Origin of the sequence: Cupriavidus sp. WKF15, assembly GCF_029278605.1 — a bacterium.
Classification (GTDB): Bacteria; Pseudomonadota; Gammaproteobacteria; order Burkholderiales; family Burkholderiaceae; genus Cupriavidus.
On sequence record NZ_CP119572.1, the window covers coordinates 1,241,691 to 1,260,880 of the forward strand.

13 protein-coding genes and 1 other RNA gene are annotated in these 19,190 nt (G+C 68.0%); 9 read left to right on the plus strand and 5 right to left on the minus strand.

The window, feature by feature from the left end:
- Positions 1-63 precede the first annotated feature (63 nt).
- The 4 genes from CupriaWKF_RS05955 to trxA all read right to left on the minus strand — a co-directional run bounded on the left by CupriaWKF_RS05955 (position 64) and on the right by trxA (position 3,246).
- Positions 64-324, minus strand: coding sequence for a type B 50S ribosomal protein L31 (locus CupriaWKF_RS05955; RefSeq protein ID WP_276100069.1), 261 nt, complete (start codon positions 322-324; stop codon positions 64-66).
- 174 nt (positions 325-498) lie between these two features.
- Positions 499-1,356 carry a M90 family metallopeptidase gene (locus CupriaWKF_RS05960; RefSeq protein WP_276100070.1) on the minus strand — a complete coding sequence of 286 codons (858 nt, stop codon included), beginning with the start codon at positions 1,354-1,356 and terminating at the stop codon, positions 499-501.
- A gap of 115 nt (positions 1,357-1,471) precedes the next feature.
- Complete coding sequence (rho, locus tag CupriaWKF_RS05965; protein WP_276100071.1) at positions 1,472-2,734, minus strand: transcription termination factor Rho; 1,263 nt, start codon at positions 2,732-2,734, stop codon at positions 1,472-1,474.
- Between the two features lie 185 nt (positions 2,735-2,919).
- Positions 2,920-3,246 (minus strand): thioredoxin TrxA, encoded by a 327-nt coding sequence (gene trxA, locus CupriaWKF_RS05970; RefSeq protein WP_010814265.1) that lies wholly within the window; start codon positions 3,244-3,246, stop codon positions 2,920-2,922.
- Between the two features lie 434 nt (positions 3,247-3,680).
- On the opposite strand from trxA, the gene CupriaWKF_RS05975 reads away from it, so the two are divergent.
- From CupriaWKF_RS05975 to CupriaWKF_RS05985, 3 genes are all read left to right on the plus strand, one after another.
- A complete protein-coding gene (locus CupriaWKF_RS05975) occupies positions 3,681-3,956 on the plus strand; it encodes a hypothetical protein (protein WP_276100072.1) in 276 nt (91 codons plus the stop codon).
- A gap of 157 nt (positions 3,957-4,113) precedes the next feature.
- Complete coding sequence (locus CupriaWKF_RS05980) at positions 4,114-6,981, plus strand: PD-(D/E)XK nuclease family protein (RefSeq protein WP_276100073.1); 2,868 nt, start codon at positions 4,114-4,116, stop codon at positions 6,979-6,981.
- Positions 6,978-10,574 carry an exodeoxyribonuclease V subunit beta gene (locus tag CupriaWKF_RS05985; RefSeq protein ID WP_276100074.1) on the plus strand — a complete coding sequence of 1,199 codons (3,597 nt, stop codon included), beginning with the start codon at positions 6,978-6,980 and terminating at the stop codon, positions 10,572-10,574. The genes CupriaWKF_RS05980 and CupriaWKF_RS05985 overlap by 4 nt, the downstream gene beginning before the upstream one ends.
- Positions 10,575-10,814: 240 nt before the next feature.
- Here the strand turns inward: CupriaWKF_RS05985 and ffs are convergent.
- Positions 10,815-10,913: signal recognition particle sRNA small type (gene ffs, locus CupriaWKF_RS05990), an RNA gene on the minus strand.
- A 132-nt stretch (positions 10,914-11,045) separates the two neighbouring features.
- Between ffs and CupriaWKF_RS05995 the strand changes: the two genes are divergently transcribed.
- From CupriaWKF_RS05995 to CupriaWKF_RS06020, 6 genes are all read left to right on the plus strand, one after another.
- Positions 11,046-13,523 carry an adenosylcobalamin-dependent ribonucleoside-diphosphate reductase gene (locus tag CupriaWKF_RS05995; protein ID WP_276100075.1) on the plus strand — a complete coding sequence of 826 codons (2,478 nt, stop codon included), beginning with the start codon at positions 11,046-11,048 and terminating at the stop codon, positions 13,521-13,523.
- A gap of 99 nt (positions 13,524-13,622) precedes the next feature.
- The gene (locus CupriaWKF_RS06000; protein WP_276100076.1) at positions 13,623-15,791 is read left to right on the plus strand and encodes a DNA polymerase III subunit gamma/tau; all 2,169 of its coding nucleotides are present in this window, start codon (positions 13,623-13,625) and stop codon (positions 15,789-15,791) included.
- A 64-nt stretch (positions 15,792-15,855) separates the two neighbouring features.
- Positions 15,856-16,182 carry a YbaB/EbfC family nucleoid-associated protein gene (locus tag CupriaWKF_RS06005; protein WP_008647477.1) on the plus strand — a complete coding sequence of 109 codons (327 nt, stop codon included), beginning with the start codon at positions 15,856-15,858 and terminating at the stop codon, positions 16,180-16,182.
- A gap of 61 nt (positions 16,183-16,243) precedes the next feature.
- The gene (recR, locus tag CupriaWKF_RS06010; RefSeq protein ID WP_276100077.1) at positions 16,244-16,858 is read left to right on the plus strand and encodes a recombination mediator RecR; all 615 of its coding nucleotides are present in this window, start codon (positions 16,244-16,246) and stop codon (positions 16,856-16,858) included.
- Between the two features lie 70 nt (positions 16,859-16,928).
- Complete coding sequence (locus CupriaWKF_RS06015; protein WP_276100078.1) at positions 16,929-17,834, plus strand: LysR family transcriptional regulator; 906 nt, start codon at positions 16,929-16,931, stop codon at positions 17,832-17,834.
- Between the two features lie 150 nt (positions 17,835-17,984).
- Positions 17,985-19,181 carry a CaiB/BaiF CoA-transferase family protein gene (locus CupriaWKF_RS06020; RefSeq protein WP_276100079.1) on the plus strand — a complete coding sequence of 399 codons (1,197 nt, stop codon included), beginning with the start codon at positions 17,985-17,987 and terminating at the stop codon, positions 19,179-19,181.
- Positions 19,182-19,190 lie beyond the last annotated feature (9 nt).

Below are 19,190 nucleotides of genomic sequence, written 5' to 3' on the forward strand. Positions count from 1 at the left end.
GGTCTGCATGGCACCGGAACATCTGTCCGCTGGCGCCACGCAAACGGGTGTTCGCAGGAGCGATTACTTCGCAGCCTTGCCCAGCTTGCTGCCGAACTTCTGGCGGAACTTTTCGACGCGGCCGGCGGTGTCCATGATCTTCTGGGTGCCGGTGTAGAACGGGTGCGATTCCGACGAGACTTCGATCTTGGCCAGCGGGTATTCCTTGCCGTCCTTCACGATCGTGTCCTTGGTCTGGATGGTCGAACGCGTGATGAAGCTGAAGTCGCTCGACATGTCCTGGAACACGACTTCGCGGTAATTCGGGTGGATGCCTTCTTTCATGGTGATTCCTTTCTGGTTGGGTAGCCAGTCCGTTGCGCGCTGCCGGCACACTGCCGAGGTGCGAGACGAACCACTTGCCGATTACGGGCAAACCGGGATTATGGCAGAAAAGCAATGGCTTGGGGAAGCGCGGCCGCAATTCGCGTCGAACCGGCCAGCGCCGGAATCGGCAGCTTACACCGATGCGCCGGCGGGATCCTGCCGGAAGAACGTGGCCAGGCATTGGTAGATCACGGGCCAGTGACGTTTCAGGCCTGCTGGTTCGACGAAAAATGCTTCGGCCGTCACTGCAAAGAACTCGCTAGGGGCTTCGCAGCCATACGGGTCGATCAGGCGGAGCGCAGGAGGCAGCCGTTCGGGATGCTCCCAGGCTTCAGCAGGGTGCCGATCCCAGGTTTCGGCGAACCGGTCGTACTCGGTCAGGAAAGTCTCGGCCCAGGCTTCGGCGTCGACGCCCGGGTGCAATATCCGCGAAAACGGCGGAATGCCGTCGGGCTCGCCGTCGAGCATGTCCAGTTTGTGGGCAAATTCATGGACCACGACGTTGTACGTGTCGGCGGGCACATCGTGCCCGGTATCGGCACCGCCGCCGGGGGTGTCGACATCGGGCCAGGACAAGATGACCGGCCCATGTTCCCAGGCTTCGCCACTGGCTTCCTCGACGATGCCGTGAACCAGCCCGATTTCGTCCTGCACCGTACGCCGGATGATGAATTCGCCCGGGTACAACACGATGCCGTGCCAGCCACGATACCACTCGATGCCCAGACGCAGGATGGGCACGCAAGCCTGTACCGCGACGCTGACCACCATGTCGTCGGTCAGCGGCAGTTCGTGCGCGGTGGAGTATTCCTTCTCTGCGATGAAGAGCGTGGCCAGTTCGCGCAGCGCTCGCAGGTCGTCCTCGGCGTAGCGCTGCACGAACGGCAGTGCCGACACGGTGCGCTCCCACAGCGCATCGGGGATGGCGTAGTGCTCGAGCTTGCGGGCTTTCGAGCGGGTGCGCAGGAATTGGGTCAGTTTGCCAAGCATGGTGCGGTGAGGGCCGGAAGCCGGGGCCGGCCCTGGCAATGCGACAAAAAAAGCGACAAAACAAAAAGGCGTGCCGCGGCACGCCTTTTGTTCGCTGGGCGAAGATGCCGGAGGCTTAGCCGCCTCTGCGCATCATATCGAAAAACTCTGCGTTGTTCTTCGTTGCCTTCATCTTGTCCAGGATGAATTCCATGGCCTGGACTTCGTCCATGTCGGAGATGAACTTGCGCAGGATCCAGATCTTCTGGAGGATGTCCGGCTTGATCAGCAGCTCCTCGCGGCGCGTGCTGGACTTGTTCAGGTTGATCGACGGATAGACGCGCTTTTCAGCAAGGCGACGCTCCAGGTGCACTTCCATATTGCCGGTGCCCTTGAACTCTTCGTAGATCACGTCGTCCATGCGGCTGCCGGTCTCGATCAGCGCGGTGGCGATGATGGTCAGCGAACCGCCTTCTTCCAGGTTGCGCGCGGCGCCGAAGAAGCGCTTCGGGCGCTGCAGCGCGTTGGCGTCGACACCGCCGGTCAGCACCTTGCCCGATGCGGGCACCACGGTGTTGTAGGCACGTGCCAGGCGGGTGATCGAGTCCAGCAGGATGACCACGTCGCGCTTCAGTTCGACCAGGCGCTTGGCCTTTTCGATCACCATTTCGGCGACCTGCACGTGGCGGATGGCGGGTTCGTCGAAGGTCGAGGCCACGACTTCGCCGCGCACCGAGCGCTGCATTTCGGTCACTTCTTCCGGGCGCTCGTCGATCAGCAGCACGAACAGGTCCGCTTCCGGATGATTGTTGGCGATCGCGTGTGCGATGTGCTGCAGCATCACGGTCTTGCCGGACTTGGGCGAGGCCACCAGTAGCGCGCGCTGGCCGCGGCCGATCGGCGCGATCATGTCGATGATGCGGCCGGTGATGTTCTCTTCGGCCCTGATGTCGCGTTCGAGCTGGAGCGGCCGGTTCGGGTGCAGCGGCGTCAGGTTCTCGAACATGATGCGGTTCTTCACCGCTTCGGGCGGCTGCCCGTTGACCTTGTCGACCTTGACCAGTGCAAAGTAACGCTCGCCGTCCTTGGGCGTGCGCACTTCGCCTTCGATCGAATCACCGGTATGCAGGTTGAAGCGGCGGATCTGCGACGGGCTGATGTAGATGTCATCCGTGCTGGCCAGGTACGAGGTTTCCGGCGAGCGCAGGAAACCGAAACCGTCTGGCAGAACTTCCAGCGTGCCGTCTCCGTAGATGGTTTCGCCCATCTTGGCGCGCTTCTTCAGGATCGCAAACATCAGTTCCTGTTTGCGCATCCGCTGTGCGTTGTCGATCTCGAGCGTTGCCGCCATTTCGAGAAGCGCAGACACGTGAAGCGATTTGAGTTCTGTCAGGTGCATAGACAAGGGGTACAGAAGGCCCGGACGGGCGAGACCTAGAGGGAAGGGGGAAAGAAATGAGCGAACGCTCGGGGAAGTTGTTGGTGGCATCTTAGCACAATCCGACCGGGGCGCCAGAGGGTGGCGCACGCACATCGGATCGTGGGAAACCCGGAGCCCATGCCAGGGCTCCGGCAGGCAAGCGCTTACAGGTTGCCGTCGAGGAACGCCGTGAGCTGCGACTTGGACAGTGCGCCGACCTTCTGGGCCGCGACTGCACCATTCTTGAACAGGATCAGTGTCGGGATGCCGCGGATGCCGAACTTGGCGGGCACTTGCTGGTTCTCATCGACGTTGATCTTGGCGATCTGCAGCTTGTCGCCGTAATCCTTGGCCACTTCGTCCAGGATCGGGGCGATCATCTTGCAGGGGCCGCACCATTCCGCCCAGAAGTCGAGCAGGACCGGCTTGTCGGACTGGAGGACGTCGGCGTCGAACGAGGCGTCGCTCACATACTTGATTTGTTCACTCATGGCGGAAAACCTCTGGTTTCGCTCAGTTTATGTCAATGGTTGGGAATGGCCGAACTGCTACCTTACATGAGAATCTCCGGATTCGCCTGACGGCGCCTGGCGGAGATTCGCCGCGGCGGCCGCTGTCGCGCCCCGGTTTCGTCGATATGTTACCAGTTTGCGGATTTTCAAGACGGCTCCCCAAAGGCCCCGTTAGCGGCCCGGATAATCTCAGGCGGTGCTTATATTCTGCCTTGGATTTCCGGTTCGCATGAATGGTTGTTTCAATGGGGCCAAGAGATTCCGGCAATCGATCATGTGGGACAAGCGGCACTTTCGAGTGCGCTGGCGCTCTGCCCGGATTTGACCGACGTGTGCCTGATGCGCCCGCCGGACGCGTAGAATAGAAGGGCAGCAATTCCTGCGCGCCATGCGCCATTGACAAGGCCATCGACATGACTCCCGATTCCCGCAAGCCCACGCAGCCCGACGCCGAGCCGGCGTCTCCGGATGTGGAACACCTGAGCGACGCGCTGGATCACATCAGCAGCGCGGTCGAGACGGACAGCATCGCCAGCGGCGCGGCCAAGGGGCTGGTGTACAGCATCATCGAGACACTGGGCACGCTGGTCGGCGACCCGGACCTGCCTGAACACGCGCGCTCGGGCTACGAAGGCCTGCTCGAAACGGCGCGCGAGATCCGGGCGCGGCTGGAGCGTCGTTCGGACTGATCCGGCGCGGGGCCACCCGCTCGGACTTCAAATCGCGCCCCGAACCGTGCGTTGTGCGGGAAGCGGGGCTTCGTTGCTTTCGCCATTGCCGTTGCTTGCGTCCCTTGTTTCCACCCGTTCCCTTCCGCAGTCCGCGTAAGCCGCGGCGCCCGCGCCCATGACGCCGCTGCGCTTTCGTCCCGGTCCGGACTTCCTTGACCAGGCCGCTGCGGCCGCCTGGCATTTCCTGGACCACTGCGGCGTGCCGCAAGCCGCCGCACACGTCGTCGTTCCGACCGCGGCGCAGATTCCCGGCGTGCGCATGGCACTCGATGCCGTGGCGCGCGCGGCCGGGCGGCCGCGGCTGCTGCCCCGCGTCCTGACGCTCGGCCACTGGCTGCTCGACCTGCCGCCCGATGGCACGCCGGTGCGAAGCCATCCCGCGCGCCTGCTGGCCGTGCAGCAGGCGGTGCGCGCGCAGGACTGGCTGAGGCGATCGTTCGGCGCGCAAACGGAATCCGCGGCGTGGGGCCTGGCGCAGACCCTGCTGTCGATCTGCGACGAGCTCAATACGCGCTGGCTCGAGGACGCCGCCGTGAGCGACGGCGAAGCCTTGGACGGCATGGACCGGGCGTCGCTGCTGCAGGGCGCGCTGGAACGCACCTATGCGCACCTGTCCGAGCGGCTGCTTGGCGAAGAGGCGCGCATCGTGCTGGCGTTCTGGCAGGCGCTGTCAGGTCCGGACGATCCTCTGCCTTCGCGCCGGCGCGCATTGCGCCAGCTCGCGCAGCAACTCTCGGGGCCGGTGGTCTGGGTCGGTCCGACACCGCCTACGCCGATCGAGACTGCCTTTTTGCGCGATGCCGCCGAGCTCGTGCCCGTGCTGGAGATCGGCTACGACTGGTCGGGTGACGGCGACGCCGAAGCTGCCGGCTGGTATGACACGCTGGTCGCCCTGTGGCCCGAAGCGCGTATCGCGCATGACGATGATGCGCCGCCATTCGCGCAGGCCCTGCCAGTGCTGCCGCAAGCGCGGCCATCGATCCGCGTCATCGGCGCCGCCCGTTTCGAGGATGAAGCGGCGGCCGCGGCCGATCAGCTTGTGCAATGGCTCAACGCGGGGCGCCGCAATATTGCACTGGTCGCGCACGATCGCGTCGTGGCAAGGCGAGTGCGGGCGCTGCTCGCCCGTGCCGGCGCGCCGGTGCGCGATGAGACCGGCTGGAAGCTGTCCACCACGCGCGCGGCCGCCGCGCTGATGCGCTGGTTCGACTTGCTGGTGCGCGATGGCGACACCGCTGCGCTGCTCGACTTGCTGAAGAGCCCGTTCTGCCTGCCCGAATTCCCGGACCGCGGCGTCGCCATCGCACTGATCGAGCGCCGCGTCCGCCGCGACAATATCAGCGGCGGATGGGACCGGCTACGCCACCTGTCCGGTGCACTGCCTGCGGCGCCGGCAGAAGCTGAAGACGCGGAAATCGAGCGCGCGGAAGCGGTGCGCCGCAGCGCGGGTCAACTACTTGTCGTGCTCGCCGATGAGGCCGGCCGCTGGCCGCGCGGCGTCGCGCAGCACCCTTTGTCGGTCTGGCTGGGCTGCCTGGACGGTACCCTCGACGCGCTCGGCATGCGCGCCGCGCTCGCCGCGGATGAGGCCGGCCGCCAGTTGCTTGACGCGCTGGCGCGGCTGCAGGACCTGCCATCGGACGAGACCAGTTCGCACGCCACGCTGTCGCAAGCGGAATTCCGCTCGATGCTGTCCGCGTTGCTGGAGTCGGTGGCGTACAAGGAGCCTTCGGCCAGCAGCGCGGCCCGGATCACCATCCTGCCGCTGAACGGTGCTCGCATGCGTCGGTTCGACGGCGTCGTGGTGGTGGGATGCGACGACGCGCAACTGCCGTCGAGCGCTGCGGAGCTGATGTTCTTCTCCAACCAGATGCGCCGCGAACTGGAACTGGAAGACCGCGAAGCACGCTTTGCGCAGCAGGCCCGCGACCTGGCGGAAGTGCTGCTCAACAACGACGAGGTGGTGCTGACCTGGCAGCGCCTGGGCGGACGCGGCGAGCCCAGGCATGTGTCCGGCTGGATCGAGCGCCTGTCCGCGTGCTGCGCGCGCGCCGGTGTGACGCTTGAAGCGAGCATGGCGCCGCTCGTCCACCAGACGTTCGCCGACACGCGCGGCATGCCGGCGCCGTCGGCGCCGGAGCTGGTGCCGGCCCGTTGGAGCGCGCAGGCCTACAACATGCTGCGACGCTGTCCCTACCAGTTCTTTGCCGGCCGCATGCTGGGGCTGGCGGGGCTCGATGCCGTGAGCGAAGACCTGGAGAAGCGCGACATCGGCGAGCTGCTGCACCGCGTGCTGTTGCGCTACCACCGCGAACTGCAGGCGCGGCGCGAGCGCGGCGACGTGGTGCCGGAGGCGGCGCGGCTCGACCGGCTGCGCGAAATCTCGGACGACGTCTTTGGCGCGCTGATGGCCGAGGACGGCAACGCGATCGGCTACTACCGGCGCTGGTGCGAAGTGCTGCCGACCTATGTGTCGTGGCAGACCGGGCGCGAAGCGCAAGGATGGTTCTGGCGCGGCGGCGAGATCGACGCCGGCGTGGACTTGCCCATGCCCGACGGCAAGCCGATCCGGCTGAACGGCCGCATCGACCGGCTCGACCAGGGACCGGATGGCGCGCATGCCGTGCTCGACTACAAGACGCAGAGTGCGATGCGCCTCAAGCGCAAGACCAGCGAGGTCGAGGAGGATTGCCAGCTGCCGTTCTACGGCCTGCTGCGTGCCGATGCGGTCGGCGGAAGCTGGGTGGCGCTGGAGGGCGCGCGCGAAGGCGCCGCGGCGCCGCAGCGCGAAGTCGACCTGCCGGACTTCGACGCCGCCGTGGCCTGGCTGGAGCGGCAGATGCGCGACGACGTCATGCGCCTGCGCCAAGGTGCGCGGCTGCCGGCGTTCGGCGACGCCTCGGCCTGTACGTATTGCAGTGCCCGCGGCCTGTGCCGCAAGGGTTTCTGGGAATCCACCGCCGTGCCGGTGCTGACATCATGACAGTTCACGCCTACCTGCGCGACGGCCAGCCCGTGAGCGAGGCCGATTTCACGCGCGCCGCGTGCGATCCCGCCAGTTCGGTGGTGGTCGAAGCCTGTGCCGGCAGCGGCAAGACCTGGCTGCTGGTGGCGCGGCTGGTGCGCCTGCTGCTGGCTGGCGCCGCCCCGCACGAGATCCTGGCCATCACCTTCACGCGCAAGGCCGCCGAGGAAATGCGCGAGCGCCTGCTGGAAGTGCTCGCGCAGATGGCGCGCGACAGCGATGACGCGGTGGTCGAGGCGCTGGTCATGCGCGGCATGACGCCGCAGGCTGCGCGCGACGCGCTGCCGCGCGCTCGTCGCCTGCACGCGCAGGTGCTGGCCGCACCCGGACGCATGGCCATTGACACGTTCCACGGCTGGTTCGGCACGCTGCTGCGCGGCGCACCGCTCGCGTCCGGGGTCGTGCCGGGCGCGTCCTTGCGCGAGGACGCGCTGCGCATGAAGCGCGAAGCGTGGGCGCCGGTCTGGCGCTCGCTGGCGGCGCCGCGATATGCCGAGTTGCGGCAGGCGTACGAAACGCTCGTCGATGCGGTCGGCGAGTTCCAGGCGCGTGGCCTGCTCGACGCCATGTTCCATGCGCGCAGCGAGTGGTGGGCCATGCGCGAAGGCGGCGACCCGGCCCAGGCGCTGGCCGATTGCCTTGGCGAAGATGCGCAGGGCGACGTGCTGGTGCCGGTGCTGAGCGACGAAGCATGGCTCGAAATGTGCCAGTCGCTGGCGTCGCGGCTCGGTGGCGGCGGCAAGACCGAACAGGCGCATGCGGGCCGCATCCAGGACGCGCTCATTGCCATCGGCGCGTGGCGCGAAGCCGGGGCGGCGCCGGGCCAGCCGGCCGAGCAAGCGTTCACGCTGCTGCGCACGGCATTCTTCACCGCGGCGGGCAGCCCGCGCTCGCTGCGCCGGACCAGCGCGCTGGTCAAGTCGGCTGGGGGGGAATCGCAGGCCGATGCGCTGGTGGCGCAGCACGGCGAACTGTGCGCGATGCTCGACGAGATCAGTGCGCGCCGCTGCGAGGCCGCGGTGCTCGCGGTCAACCTTGCGCTGTACCGCCTCGGCGATGCGCTGCTGGAACGCTACCAGCAATACAAGAGCGAGCAGCGCGCGATGGACTTCGCCGACCTGGAGTGGCAGGCCGCCTGCCTGATGGCCGAGGAGGAAACCGCCACTTATCTACAGGTGCGCCTTGACGCGCGCTACCGCCACCTGCTGCTGGACGAATTCCAGGACACCAACCCGCTGCAGTGGCGCATCCTGCAAGGCTGGCTGGCCGGCTATGCGGGCTTTGGCGAACGTCCGACGGTGTTCCTGGTCGGCGATCCCAAGCAGTCGATCTACCGGTTCCGCCGCGCCGACGCGCGCCTGTTCGGCGCCGCGAGCGCCATGCTGCAGGCGGAGTTCGGTGCCACGGTGCTGCGCACCAACCGCACTCGCCGCAACCGCACGGAAGTGCTGGCATGGGTCAACGCGGTGTTCGATGCCGCGCGAGGCGAAGGCCGATATCCGCTCTACGAAACACAGACCACCGCGTTGCCGGAAGGCGGCGGGCCGGTCTGGCTGCTGCCGCTGGTGGAGCCCGGAGACAGCGGATCGGCCGAAGCGCCGGCCGAAGAGGCGGACACGCCCGCGGACGCGGCAACGGAAACTGGCCATCGCGACACGCTGTTGCAGCCGCGGCGTCAGGAGGGCGACTCGCTGCGCCTGGAAGAGGGGCGGCGCGTCGCGGCATGGCTGCGCCATATCCACGACACTGTCCCGGTTCATGAGGGCGGCGAACAACGGCCAGCGCGCTGGAGCGACATGCACCTGCTGGTGCGGCGCAAGACCCATCTGGCCGACTACGAGCGCGCCTTGCGCGAGGCCGGCATCCCGTGCCTGAGCCCGCGCCGTGGCGGCCTGCTGGCCACGCTCGAGGCGCTGGACCTGTCGGCCCTGCTGGCGTTCCTGATGACGCCGGAATCCGACCTGGAACTGGCCCACGTGCTCAAGAGCCCGCTGGTTGGGGCCACGGATGACGACCTCATGGCGCTGTCGCAACTGGAGGGCGAGGGCGGCTGGTGGGCGCGCATCGAGGCAGGCGGCGTGCCGCAAGTCTGTTCCGATGCCGTCCGCGATGGCGTGGCGCGGCTGCGGCACTGGCTGCGGCTGGCACCGCACCAGCCCGTGCATGACCTGATCGACCAGATCTTCCACGGCGGCGAAGTGCGGCGGCGCTATGCCGAGGCCGCACCGCCGGATATCCGCGAACAGGTGCTGGCCAATCTCGACGCGTTCCTGAAGCTGTCGCTGGACCTCGACGGCGGCCGCTATCCCAGCCTGCCGAAGTTCATCGACGAGCTGCAGGAAATCCGGCGTGGCGACGAACAGGAAAGCCCTGACGAGGGCGGCATGGCGGAGGACACCGAACCCGCTGACGAGGACCCCGCGCAGGCCGGGCTGGACGCCGTGCATATCCTGACCGTCCACGCGGCCAAGGGGCTGGAGGCGCCGTTCGTCGTGCTGCTGGATGCGAACCACAGCGACCCGGCGCCGGACCGTGGCGGGATCCTGATCGACTGGTCGCCGGAGTCGCGCGTGCCGCGGCATTTTTCCGCGTACGGCAAGCGCAGCGAACGCGGGCTGGCCCGCGCGCCGCTGTTCGACGCTGAGGCAGCGCTGGGCGAGCGCGAGAACTGGAATCTGCTGTACGTGGCGATGACGCGAGCGCAACAGGGCTTGCTGGTCAGCGGCGTCAGGGGCCGCGCGAGCCGCAACGCCGATGCCGAAGCGGGCAGCGAAATCGCGGGTAGCTGGTATGTGCGCCTGCAGGCGGCCGGCGTGGGCGAGGCCGTGGCCGAGCGTCCGCCCACGCTGGCGGACCACCTGCCCGCGGCATCGCGCCTGAGCGAGCCTGTGCGCTTCACGGATTTCCGGCTGCGCTTTCGCGGCGCGGCGGAGGTGGTGGCGTTTGCCGACGATCGCGACGACGTCGGCGAGCCGCTGCTTGAGGCGTCGGGCGATGAATCCGAAGGCATCGTCTTCAATGCCGCCGCGGCGCGCCACGGCGAGCTGATCCATGCGTTGCTGGAGCGCATCACGCGCTATCCCGATGCGTTCGATTCCGTGCCGGACGTGCCGACCGTGCTGCGTTGGTTTCCGCTGGCCGGGGCCGGCTCGCCAGGCGCGCGGCAGGCCTGGCAGGCCCAGGTGGACGAGGCCGTCGGCGCAGTGCAGACGATGCTTTCGGCGCCGGCGCTGTCGCCGCTCCTGCAGGCTTTTGACGCGGCGTCCGCGCGCAATGAGGTCGAACTCTACGATGCGCGCGGCAGACTGCTGCGCATCGACCGGCTGGTCGAATTCGACGACAGGGTGGTCATCATCGACTACAAGCTGCGTTTGCTTCCCCAGGAACATGCTGGCTATCGTGCCCAGCTCATGCGCTATGTGGCTGCCGTGGCGCCGATGTTCCCCGGCAAGCGAGTGGAGGCCGGCGTGGCTACGTCGGACGGCAAGTGGATTCCGGTCGAGGCGCTGTCCGCGCCGGCCGTGGAGCCGGTGCAGGGCTCATTGTTCTGAAACCTGAGCGGCCGCGTCCTGCTGTCTCGCCCGAATCGGCGCAGAATGCAGGAGGCGGCATCCGGAGTCTTGCTGTACTAAAGTGACGGAATGCGCGGCGTGGCCCGGCGCAACGAGGTGCCGGAAAAGCCTGGGGATGCGTAGGGGATTTCTGCAGGACAGCCCGTAAGTTCCAAACGGATAGCGGAACGGATAACGGAAGACGGGCGCAGGACGTGCGGAATAGTGGGAGGGAATGAGGTGGACGAGCCTGGCCCTCGGCACTGGTGGAAAACGGCTATGGCTGCTTCGTTCCCGACCTGACCAGGTTGACCGCGCCACCATGCGAGGAGGCCCGTCCGATCGACATTGTAACCCAGAGTGGGCGCACTGCGTCGAAATTGCATCGGATTGATCTTGCGCAGGCGATCTTGCCTGCCATGGCCGGAGCATACCGGCTGCCCAATCCGGGCATGAATGGTGAGCCAAGACATGAACGCAAACGACCAGATCCTCCGCGGCGCGCTGGCGTCGCAGGAAATCTCGACCGAAGTCCTGCTGGAGAAATACGCCAAGGGCGAGGAGCAGAGCGTCACGGACGTGCGCGCGCGCGTGGCGCGCGCACTGGCGCAGGTGGAAGCCGAAGACCAGCGCGAAGCCTGGGCCGCGCGTTTCCTGTGGGCGCAGGAGAACGGCTTCGTGCCGGCCGGGCGGATCAATTCCGCCGCGGGCACCGGCATCCAGGCCACGCTGATCAACTGCTTTGTGCAGCCCGTGGGGGATTCGGTGTCGGAGCCGCGCGATGGCCGGCCCAGCATCTACACCGCGGTCGCGCAGGCAGCGGAAACCATGCGGCGCGGCGGCGGCGTCGGCTATGACTTCTCGGCCATCCGCCCGGCCGGCGCGCTGGTGCGCGCCACGCATTCGCGCGCATCGGGGCCGGTGTCCTTCATGAAGGTGTTCGACGCGTCGTGCGCGACGGTCGAGTCGGCCGGTGCGCGGCGCGGCGCGCAGATGGGCGTGCTGCGCTGCGACCACCCGGATATCGAGAGCTTTATACACGCCAAGGACAAGGGAGAACTCAGCAACTTCAATATCTCGATCGGGGTCACCGACGCCTTCATGCGCGCGGTCGAGGCCGACGAGGAGGTGGAACTGGTGCACGAGGCCGAGCCCGGCGCCGACCTGATCGCCAGCGGCGCCTACCGTCGCGATGACGGCCAGTGGGTCTATCGCCGCATGCCCGCGCGCCTGCTGTGGGACCAGGTCATGCACGCGACCTACGACCACGCCGAGCCCGGCATCCTGTTCCTGTCGCGCATCAATGCCGACAACAACCTCTATTACTGCGAGACCATCGAGGCGACCAACCCTTGCGCCGAACAGCCGCTGCCGTCGTATGGCTGCTGCTGCCTCGGTTCAATCAACCTGACGGGCTTCGTGCGCAGGCCGTTCACGCCCGGCAGCGAGTTCGACTTCGATGCCTTCGCCGAGGTGGTCCGCGTAGCCACGCGCATGCTGGACAACGTGCTCGACGCGACGTTCTGGCCCTTGCCCGAGCAGCGGGCCGAGGCGCGGGCCAAACGCCGCGTGGGTCTGGGCTTCCTCGGCCTGGGCAGCGCGCTGGTGATGCTGGGCCTGCGCTACGACAGCGAGCCCGCACGCGAACTTGCCGCCCGCATCTCGGAGCGCATGCGCGACGAGGCCTATCTGGCATCGACCGGACTGGCCGCGGAGAAGGGGGCGTTCCCGTTGTTCGATGCCGAGGCTTACCTGCAGAGCGGCTTCGCCAGCCGGCTGCCCGAGCCCGTACGCGAGGCGATCGGGCGCAGCGGGCTGCGCAACTCGCACCTGCTGTCGATCGCGCCGACCGGCACCATTACGCTGGCGTTTGCCGACAACGCCTCGAACGGCATCGAGCCGGCGTTCTCGTGGACTTACAACCGCCGCAAGCGCATGCCGGACAACACCTACCGCGCCTATGAAGTGGCCGACCACGCCTGGCGGCTCTACCGTCACACGGGTGCGGACATGGACCAACTGCCGGACGCCTTCGTGACGGCGCTGCAGATGTCGGCGCTGGACCATATGCGCATGCTGGAGGCCGTGCAGCCCTATATCGATACCAGTATCAGCAAGACCGTCAACGTGCCGGAGGACTATCCGTACGAGGCGTTCCGCAACCTGTATTTCGAGGCCTGGAAGGCGGGATTGAAGGGACTCGCGACATACCGGCCGAACAGCGTGCTCGGTGCCGTGCTGTCGGTCAGCACGCCGGCAGTTCCCGTCGCGGCGCCCGCGGTGGACGATCCGCTGGTTCGCCCGTTCGGCAGCCGCCCGGTCGGCGACCTGGAAGGTGTGACCTCCAAGCTCGACTACATGACCTACGAGGGCCACAAGACCGTCTACCTGACCGTGAACTTCATGCGGGTCAGCGGCGTGCTGGATGGCAAGCCAGTCGAGATCGAGCGGCCGATCGAGTTCTTCATGCCGGCCGGCCAGCGCAGCGAGGGGCAGCAGTGGATCACATCGACCATGCGCCTGCTGTCGATGGTGGCGCGCTCGGGCGGCTCGGTGGCCAAGGCGCTCGCCGATATGCGCAATGTCGTGTGGGACAAGGGCACGGTCCGCTACGGCACGCTGGTGCGGCAGGACGGCACCGAGGTGCCGCGCTTCCATGATTCCGAGGTGGCAGCCATTGGCTATGCGCTGCAGCGCATCCTGATCAAGCGCGGCTTCCTGGACGCCGAAGGCGGCCAGGTGCCGGTGGCCGGGCTGGCGGCGCGCCTGGCCCGGCGCGAGGGTGGAGTCGCTGCGGTAGAGGACGGCCAGGGCACCGCTGCCGCTGCCCCGGTCAACCCAGCCCTTGGCATCGGAAAACCTTGCCCGGAATGCGGCGCGCACGCCTTGCATAAAGTGGACGGCTGCGCCAAGTGCGCCAACTGCGGATATATGGGCGAGTGCGGCTGACGGGGTCCGGCGCGAGCCCAGGCAGCGCCGAGCCTGGCGGGCGAGCGGGTTGCCGCGGCGGGCGCCGTCGCGGCGCCGCCTTTTGCTACAATCGCCGCCATGAGTTATCAAGTTCTAGCGCGCAAATGGCGCCCCAGGGATTTCACCACGCTGGTCGGCCAGGAGCACGTGGTCCGCGCGCTCACGCACGCGCTGGAACAGCAACGGCTGCACCACGCCTACCTGTTCACCGGCACGCGCGGCGTCGGCAAGACCACGCTGTCCCGGATCCTGGCCAAGGCCCTCAACTGTACCGGCGCTGACGGCAACGGCGGCATCACCGCGCAGCCGTGCGGCCAGTGCAAGGCCTGCCTGGAAATCGACAGCGGCCGCTTCGTCGACTACATCGAGATGGACGCGGCTTCCAACCGCGGCGTCGACGAGATGGCGCAGCTGCTGGACAAGGCGGTGTACGCACCGACGGCGGGGCGCTTCAAGGTCTACATGATCGACGAAGTGCACATGCTGACCAACCACGCCTTCAACGCCATGCTGAAGACGCTGGAGGAGCCGCCCGGGCACGTCAAGTTCATCCTGGCCACTACCGACCCGCAGAAGATCCCGGTCACGGTGCTGTCGCGCTGCCTGCAGTTCAACCTCAAGCAGATGCCGCCGGGACAGATCGTGTCCCACCTGGACCATATCCTGGCGCAGGAAGGCATCGGCCACGACGGCAATGCGCTGCGGCTGCTGGCCCAGGCGGCCCACGGCTCGATGCGCGACGCGCTGTCGCTGACCGACCAGGCCATTGCCTACAGCGCCGGCCAGGTTTCCGAGGAAGCCGTGCGCGGCATGCTGGGCGCGATCGACCAGGGTTACCTGGTGCAGCTTCTCGATGCGCTGGCGGCCGAGGATGGCGCCGCGCTGATCGGTATCGCCGATGCCATGGCCGACCGCAGCCTGTCGTTCGCGGGTGCCCTGCAGGATCTCGGTTCACTGCTGCACAAGATCGCACTGGCGCAGGCCGTGCCGGCATCGGTGCAGGAAGAATGGCCGGAAGCCGGCGATGTGCGCCGGCTGGCCGGCGTGTTTGACGCCCAGGAAGTCCAGCTGTTCTACCAGATTGCCAACCTTGGCCGCAGTGAACTGGCGCTGGCGCCCGACGAGTACGCGGGCTTCACCATGACGCTGCTGCGCATGCTGGCATTCCGCCCGTCGTCCAGCCCGGAGCCCTTGCCGGCCACGGCGCCGGGGCAGGGTGGCGGTGCCACGCCGCGCGTGCGTACTGCGGCTGCCGCGCCGGTTGCGGCTCCCATTGCCACCGCCGAACCGGTGGCCCGGCCTGTGGTGACCGCCGCGCCGGCCGCGCCAGTGGCGCAGCCTCCGGCAATTGCGGCGCCGGCCAGGCCGGAAGCCGGCGGCGACGCGCCGATGTCGCCAGCCCGGGCCGCCCTGGCGGCAGCCCGCCAGGCGTCCGCTGCGCGTGGCGGTGCCGGCCGTGCGCCAGCCGCGGCGCCGATGCCGACGCCAACTGGTGGCGCTGCACGCCAGTCAGCACAGCCGCTGCGCGCGCCGACGCCCACAGCGGTGTCACGTCCCGCTCCGGCGCCCGCCGCCAGGGCCGTGCAGCCGGCCGCGGCGCCGGCCCGCAAGCCCGCGCCGGAACCGGAGAGCGTGCCGCCGTGGGAAGCGTCCGGTGGCAGCGACATCCCGCCATGGGAAGACCTGCCCCCCGACTTGCCGGCTTTCGGTCCGTACGATAGCGAACCCGCGAGCCTGCCGCCGAAGATGGCGGCGCCCGCGCGCGCGTCGAAGCCCGAGGCCCCTGCGCCCGAGGCACCCCGTGCACGGCCCGTCGCCGCAGCAGTCGCGCCGCGGCCGCCCGCTGCGGCGGAAGACGGCACGCCGCCGGTGTTCACCGGCCAGTGGCCTGCACTGGCCGCCAGCTTGCCGCTCAAGGGCCTGGCGCAACAGCTGGCGTACCAGAGCGAACTGACCCAGGTGGTGGGGCGTACCTTCCACCTGCGAATCCCGGTCGCGGCAATCGGCGAGAACGGCGTCTCGGAGCGCCTGCAGCAGGTGCTGTCCGATCATTTCGGCGCGGAAGTGCGGGTCCTGTGCGAAATCGGCGCGGTCTCCGAGACGGCCGCCGCGGCCGATGCTCAGGCCCGCGCCGAGCGCCAGCGCGAGGCCGAGGCCAATATCGAGGCCGATCCGTTCGTGCAAGGCCTGCTGCGCGATTTCGGCGGGCAGATCGTGCCGGGCTCGATCCAGCCTCGCGTAGTCTGATTTTCCGGGTCGCGCGGGGCGCGGCCTTCCATCCGTTCACTATCGAATCCAGGAGCATTCCATCATGATGAAAGGTCAACTGGCCGGGCTGATGAAGCAAGCCCAGCAAATGCAGGAAAACATGAAGAAGATGCAGGAGCAGCTGGCCCAGATCGAAGTCGAGGGCCAGTCCGGCGCCGGCCTCGTGAAGGTGGTCATGACCTGCAAGAACGACGTCAAGCGCGTCACCATCGATCCGAGCCTGCTGGCCGACGACAAGGACCTGCTGGAAGACCTGGTCGCCGCAGCGTTCAACGATGCCGTGCGCAAGGCCGAGGCGACCACGCAGGAGAAGATGGGTTCGATGACCTCGGGCCTGCCGCTGCCGCCGGGCTTCAAGCTGCCGTTCTGAGCCACGCCACCGGCACGATCATGATGCGCGCAATGCCAACGCCAACGACAGGAGGGCGGCCGTGAAGGCCTCGCCGCCGACCTCGCTGCAGGCGCTGATCGAGGCGCTGCGGGTGCTGCCCGGCGTGGGGCCGAAGTCCGCCCAGCGCATGGCTTACCACCTGCTGCAGCACGACCGCGAAGGCGCGCGCAAGCTTGGCGACGCCCTGCGCGGCGCGGCGGACCACATCCGCCATTGCGCGCGCTGCAATACCTTCACCGAGCAGGAGATCTGCGAGACCTGCCTGGACGACCGGCGCGACGGCTCGGTCCTGTGCGTGGTGGAAACACCCGCCGACCAGGGCATGATCGAGCAGACCCTGACCTATCGCGGCAAGTATTTCGTGCTGATGGGCCGGCTGTCGCCGCTCGATGGCATCGGCCCGAAGGAAATCCACCTGGATCGGCTGCTGGCGCGTGCCACCGATCCGGAGATGGGCGGCCCGGTGGACGAAGTCATCGTCGCCACCAACTTCACCAGCGAGGGCGAGGCCACCGCGCACTACATCGGCGAAATGCTCAAGGCGCGCGGGCTCAAGGTGTCGCGCCTCGCGCGCGGCGTGCCGGTGGGCGGCGAACTCGAGTACGTCGATGCCGGCACCATTGCCCGCGCGGTGATGGACCGGCGCAATCTCTGAGCCTGGCGCTCCCCAGCACCATGGCCCGATCTGGACTTTCCTCCGCCAAGCCACCCCGGCAACGCCCGCAATGAACCTGGCCCGCTTCGATCTAGTCACGCTCGGCTTGTTCGTGGCCGTGGTCCGGCAGGGCAGCATTTCGGCGGGGGCCAGGCAGTCGCACCTGGCCGTGGCCGCTGCCAGCAAGCGGATCTCCGACCTGGAAGCGGCCGTGGGCGCGCCGCTGTTCTTCCGCCATGCCGCGGGCGTGCAGCTGACCGAGGCCGGGCAGGCTTGTTTCCACCATGCGCTGACCATCCTGCAGGACGTCGAGCGCATGGCCGGCGTGATGTCGGACTACGCCAGCGGCGTGCGCGGCCAGGTGCGCGTCTGCGCCAATACCTCGGCCATCACGCAGTTCCTGCCCGATGACCTGGCGGCTTTCATGCGGCTGCATCCGACCATCCGCATCGAACTCGAAGAGCAGAACAGCAGCGACATCGTCGCGGCGCTGGTCGAGAACCGCGCCGACGTCGGCATCTTTGCCGACCGCACGCCGTGCGCAGGCCTGGTGACCGTGGAGTACCGCCAGGACGAGCTGGTCATGGTCACGCCGCCGGGCCACCCGCTTTCGGAGCGCGGGCCCGTGCGCTACGCCGATACCCTTGAATACGACTTCGTCAGCCTGCCGCAGGTGACTTCGCTGGCCGCGCGCCTGCTCGAGGAAAGCAGCCGGCTCGACCGCCCGTTCCGGCTGCGCATCCAGGTGCGCAGCTTCGACGCCATGTGCCGCATGGTGATGGCCGGGCTGGGCGTGGGCGTGCTGCCGCGCATCGCCGCCGAGCCGCATGTGAAGTCGATGGGGCTGTCTCTGGTGACGCTGCAGGACGCCTGGGCCAAGCGCTCGCTGCTGATCGGCATGCGCGACCCGGCCGGCCTGACGGTCTCGGCCCGGTTGCTGATCACGCACCTTTGCGGCGAGCGCGCGCCGTTCTGATCACCCCGGGAACGTCCCGGCCTTTCGCATTCCGAGAAAACCCGCTTCACCGATTGCCGATTCCGGCCAGCCGGCCGCTGAGGCACACTCCGTCCAAACGCAATCGCGGCCGACGCAATCGCCGGCAGGCCGCACGGTACGGAGACAAGCATGGCGCAACAGATTCTCGAGGGCATCCGCGTCCTCGAACTCGGGCAACTGATTGCCGGTCCTTTCGCCGCCAAGACCCTGGCCGACTTCGGCGCCCACGTGGTCAAGGTGGAACCGCCCGGGCAGGGCGACCCGCTGCGCAAATGGCGCATGCTGCATGAGGGCACCTCGGTCTGGTGGGAAGCGCAATCGCGCAACAAGGAGTCGGTCTGCATCGACCTGCGCCAGCCGGAAGGGCAGGCGCTGGTGCGCAAGCTGGCCGCCGAAGCCGACGTGCTGATCGAGAATTTCCGCCCCGGCACCATGGAGAAGTGGGGCCTGGGCTGGGACGTGCTGCACGCCGACAATCCGCGCCTGATCATGCTGCGCGTGTCGGGCTATGGCCAGACCGGTCCGAAGAAGGACGAACCCGGGTTTGCCGCCGTGGCCGAGGCCATGGCCGGCCTGCGCCACCTGACCGGCGAGCCGGGCCGTGCGCCGGTGCGCGCGGGCCTGTCGCTCGGCGATACCATCGCCGGGCTGCACGGCGCGATGGGCGTGTTGCTGGCGCTTTACCAGCGCGACGCGCGTGGCGGCGAAGGGCAGGTCATCGACGTGGCGCTGTACGAGTCGCTGTTCAACCTGAGCGAAAGCCTGCTGCCGGAGTACTCGGCATTCGGCGCGGTGCGCCAGCCCGCGGGCGGCGCGCTGCCAGGGATTGCGCCATCGAACGCCTATCCGTGCGGAAGCGGCGAATACGTGCTGGTGGCGGCCAATGGCGATGCCATCTTCAAGCGCCTGATGCATGCGATCGGCCGCGCCGACCTCGCGGAGGACCCGGCGCTCGCACATAACGACGGCCGCGTGAAGCGCGTCGATGAAATCGATGCCGCCATTGCCGCCTGGACCCGGACGCAGAGCGTCGATGCCGCGCTGGCCGTGCTGCGCGAGGCCGAGGTGCCGTCGGGGCGCATCTACACGGTGAAGGACATCGCCGAAGACCCGCACTACCGTGCGCGGGGCGTGATCGAGTCGGTCACGTCGGCCGGCGGCCTGACCGTGGAAGTGCCTGGCATCGTGCCCAAGCTGTCGGGCAGCCCCGGCGAAATCCATGACCGCGCGCCGACGCTTGGCGAGCATACCGATGCCGTGCTGGCCCAGGCCGGGTTTGACGCCGCGGCCATTGCCGACCTGCGCGCCCGCAAGGTGATCGCATGAGCGCCGCCG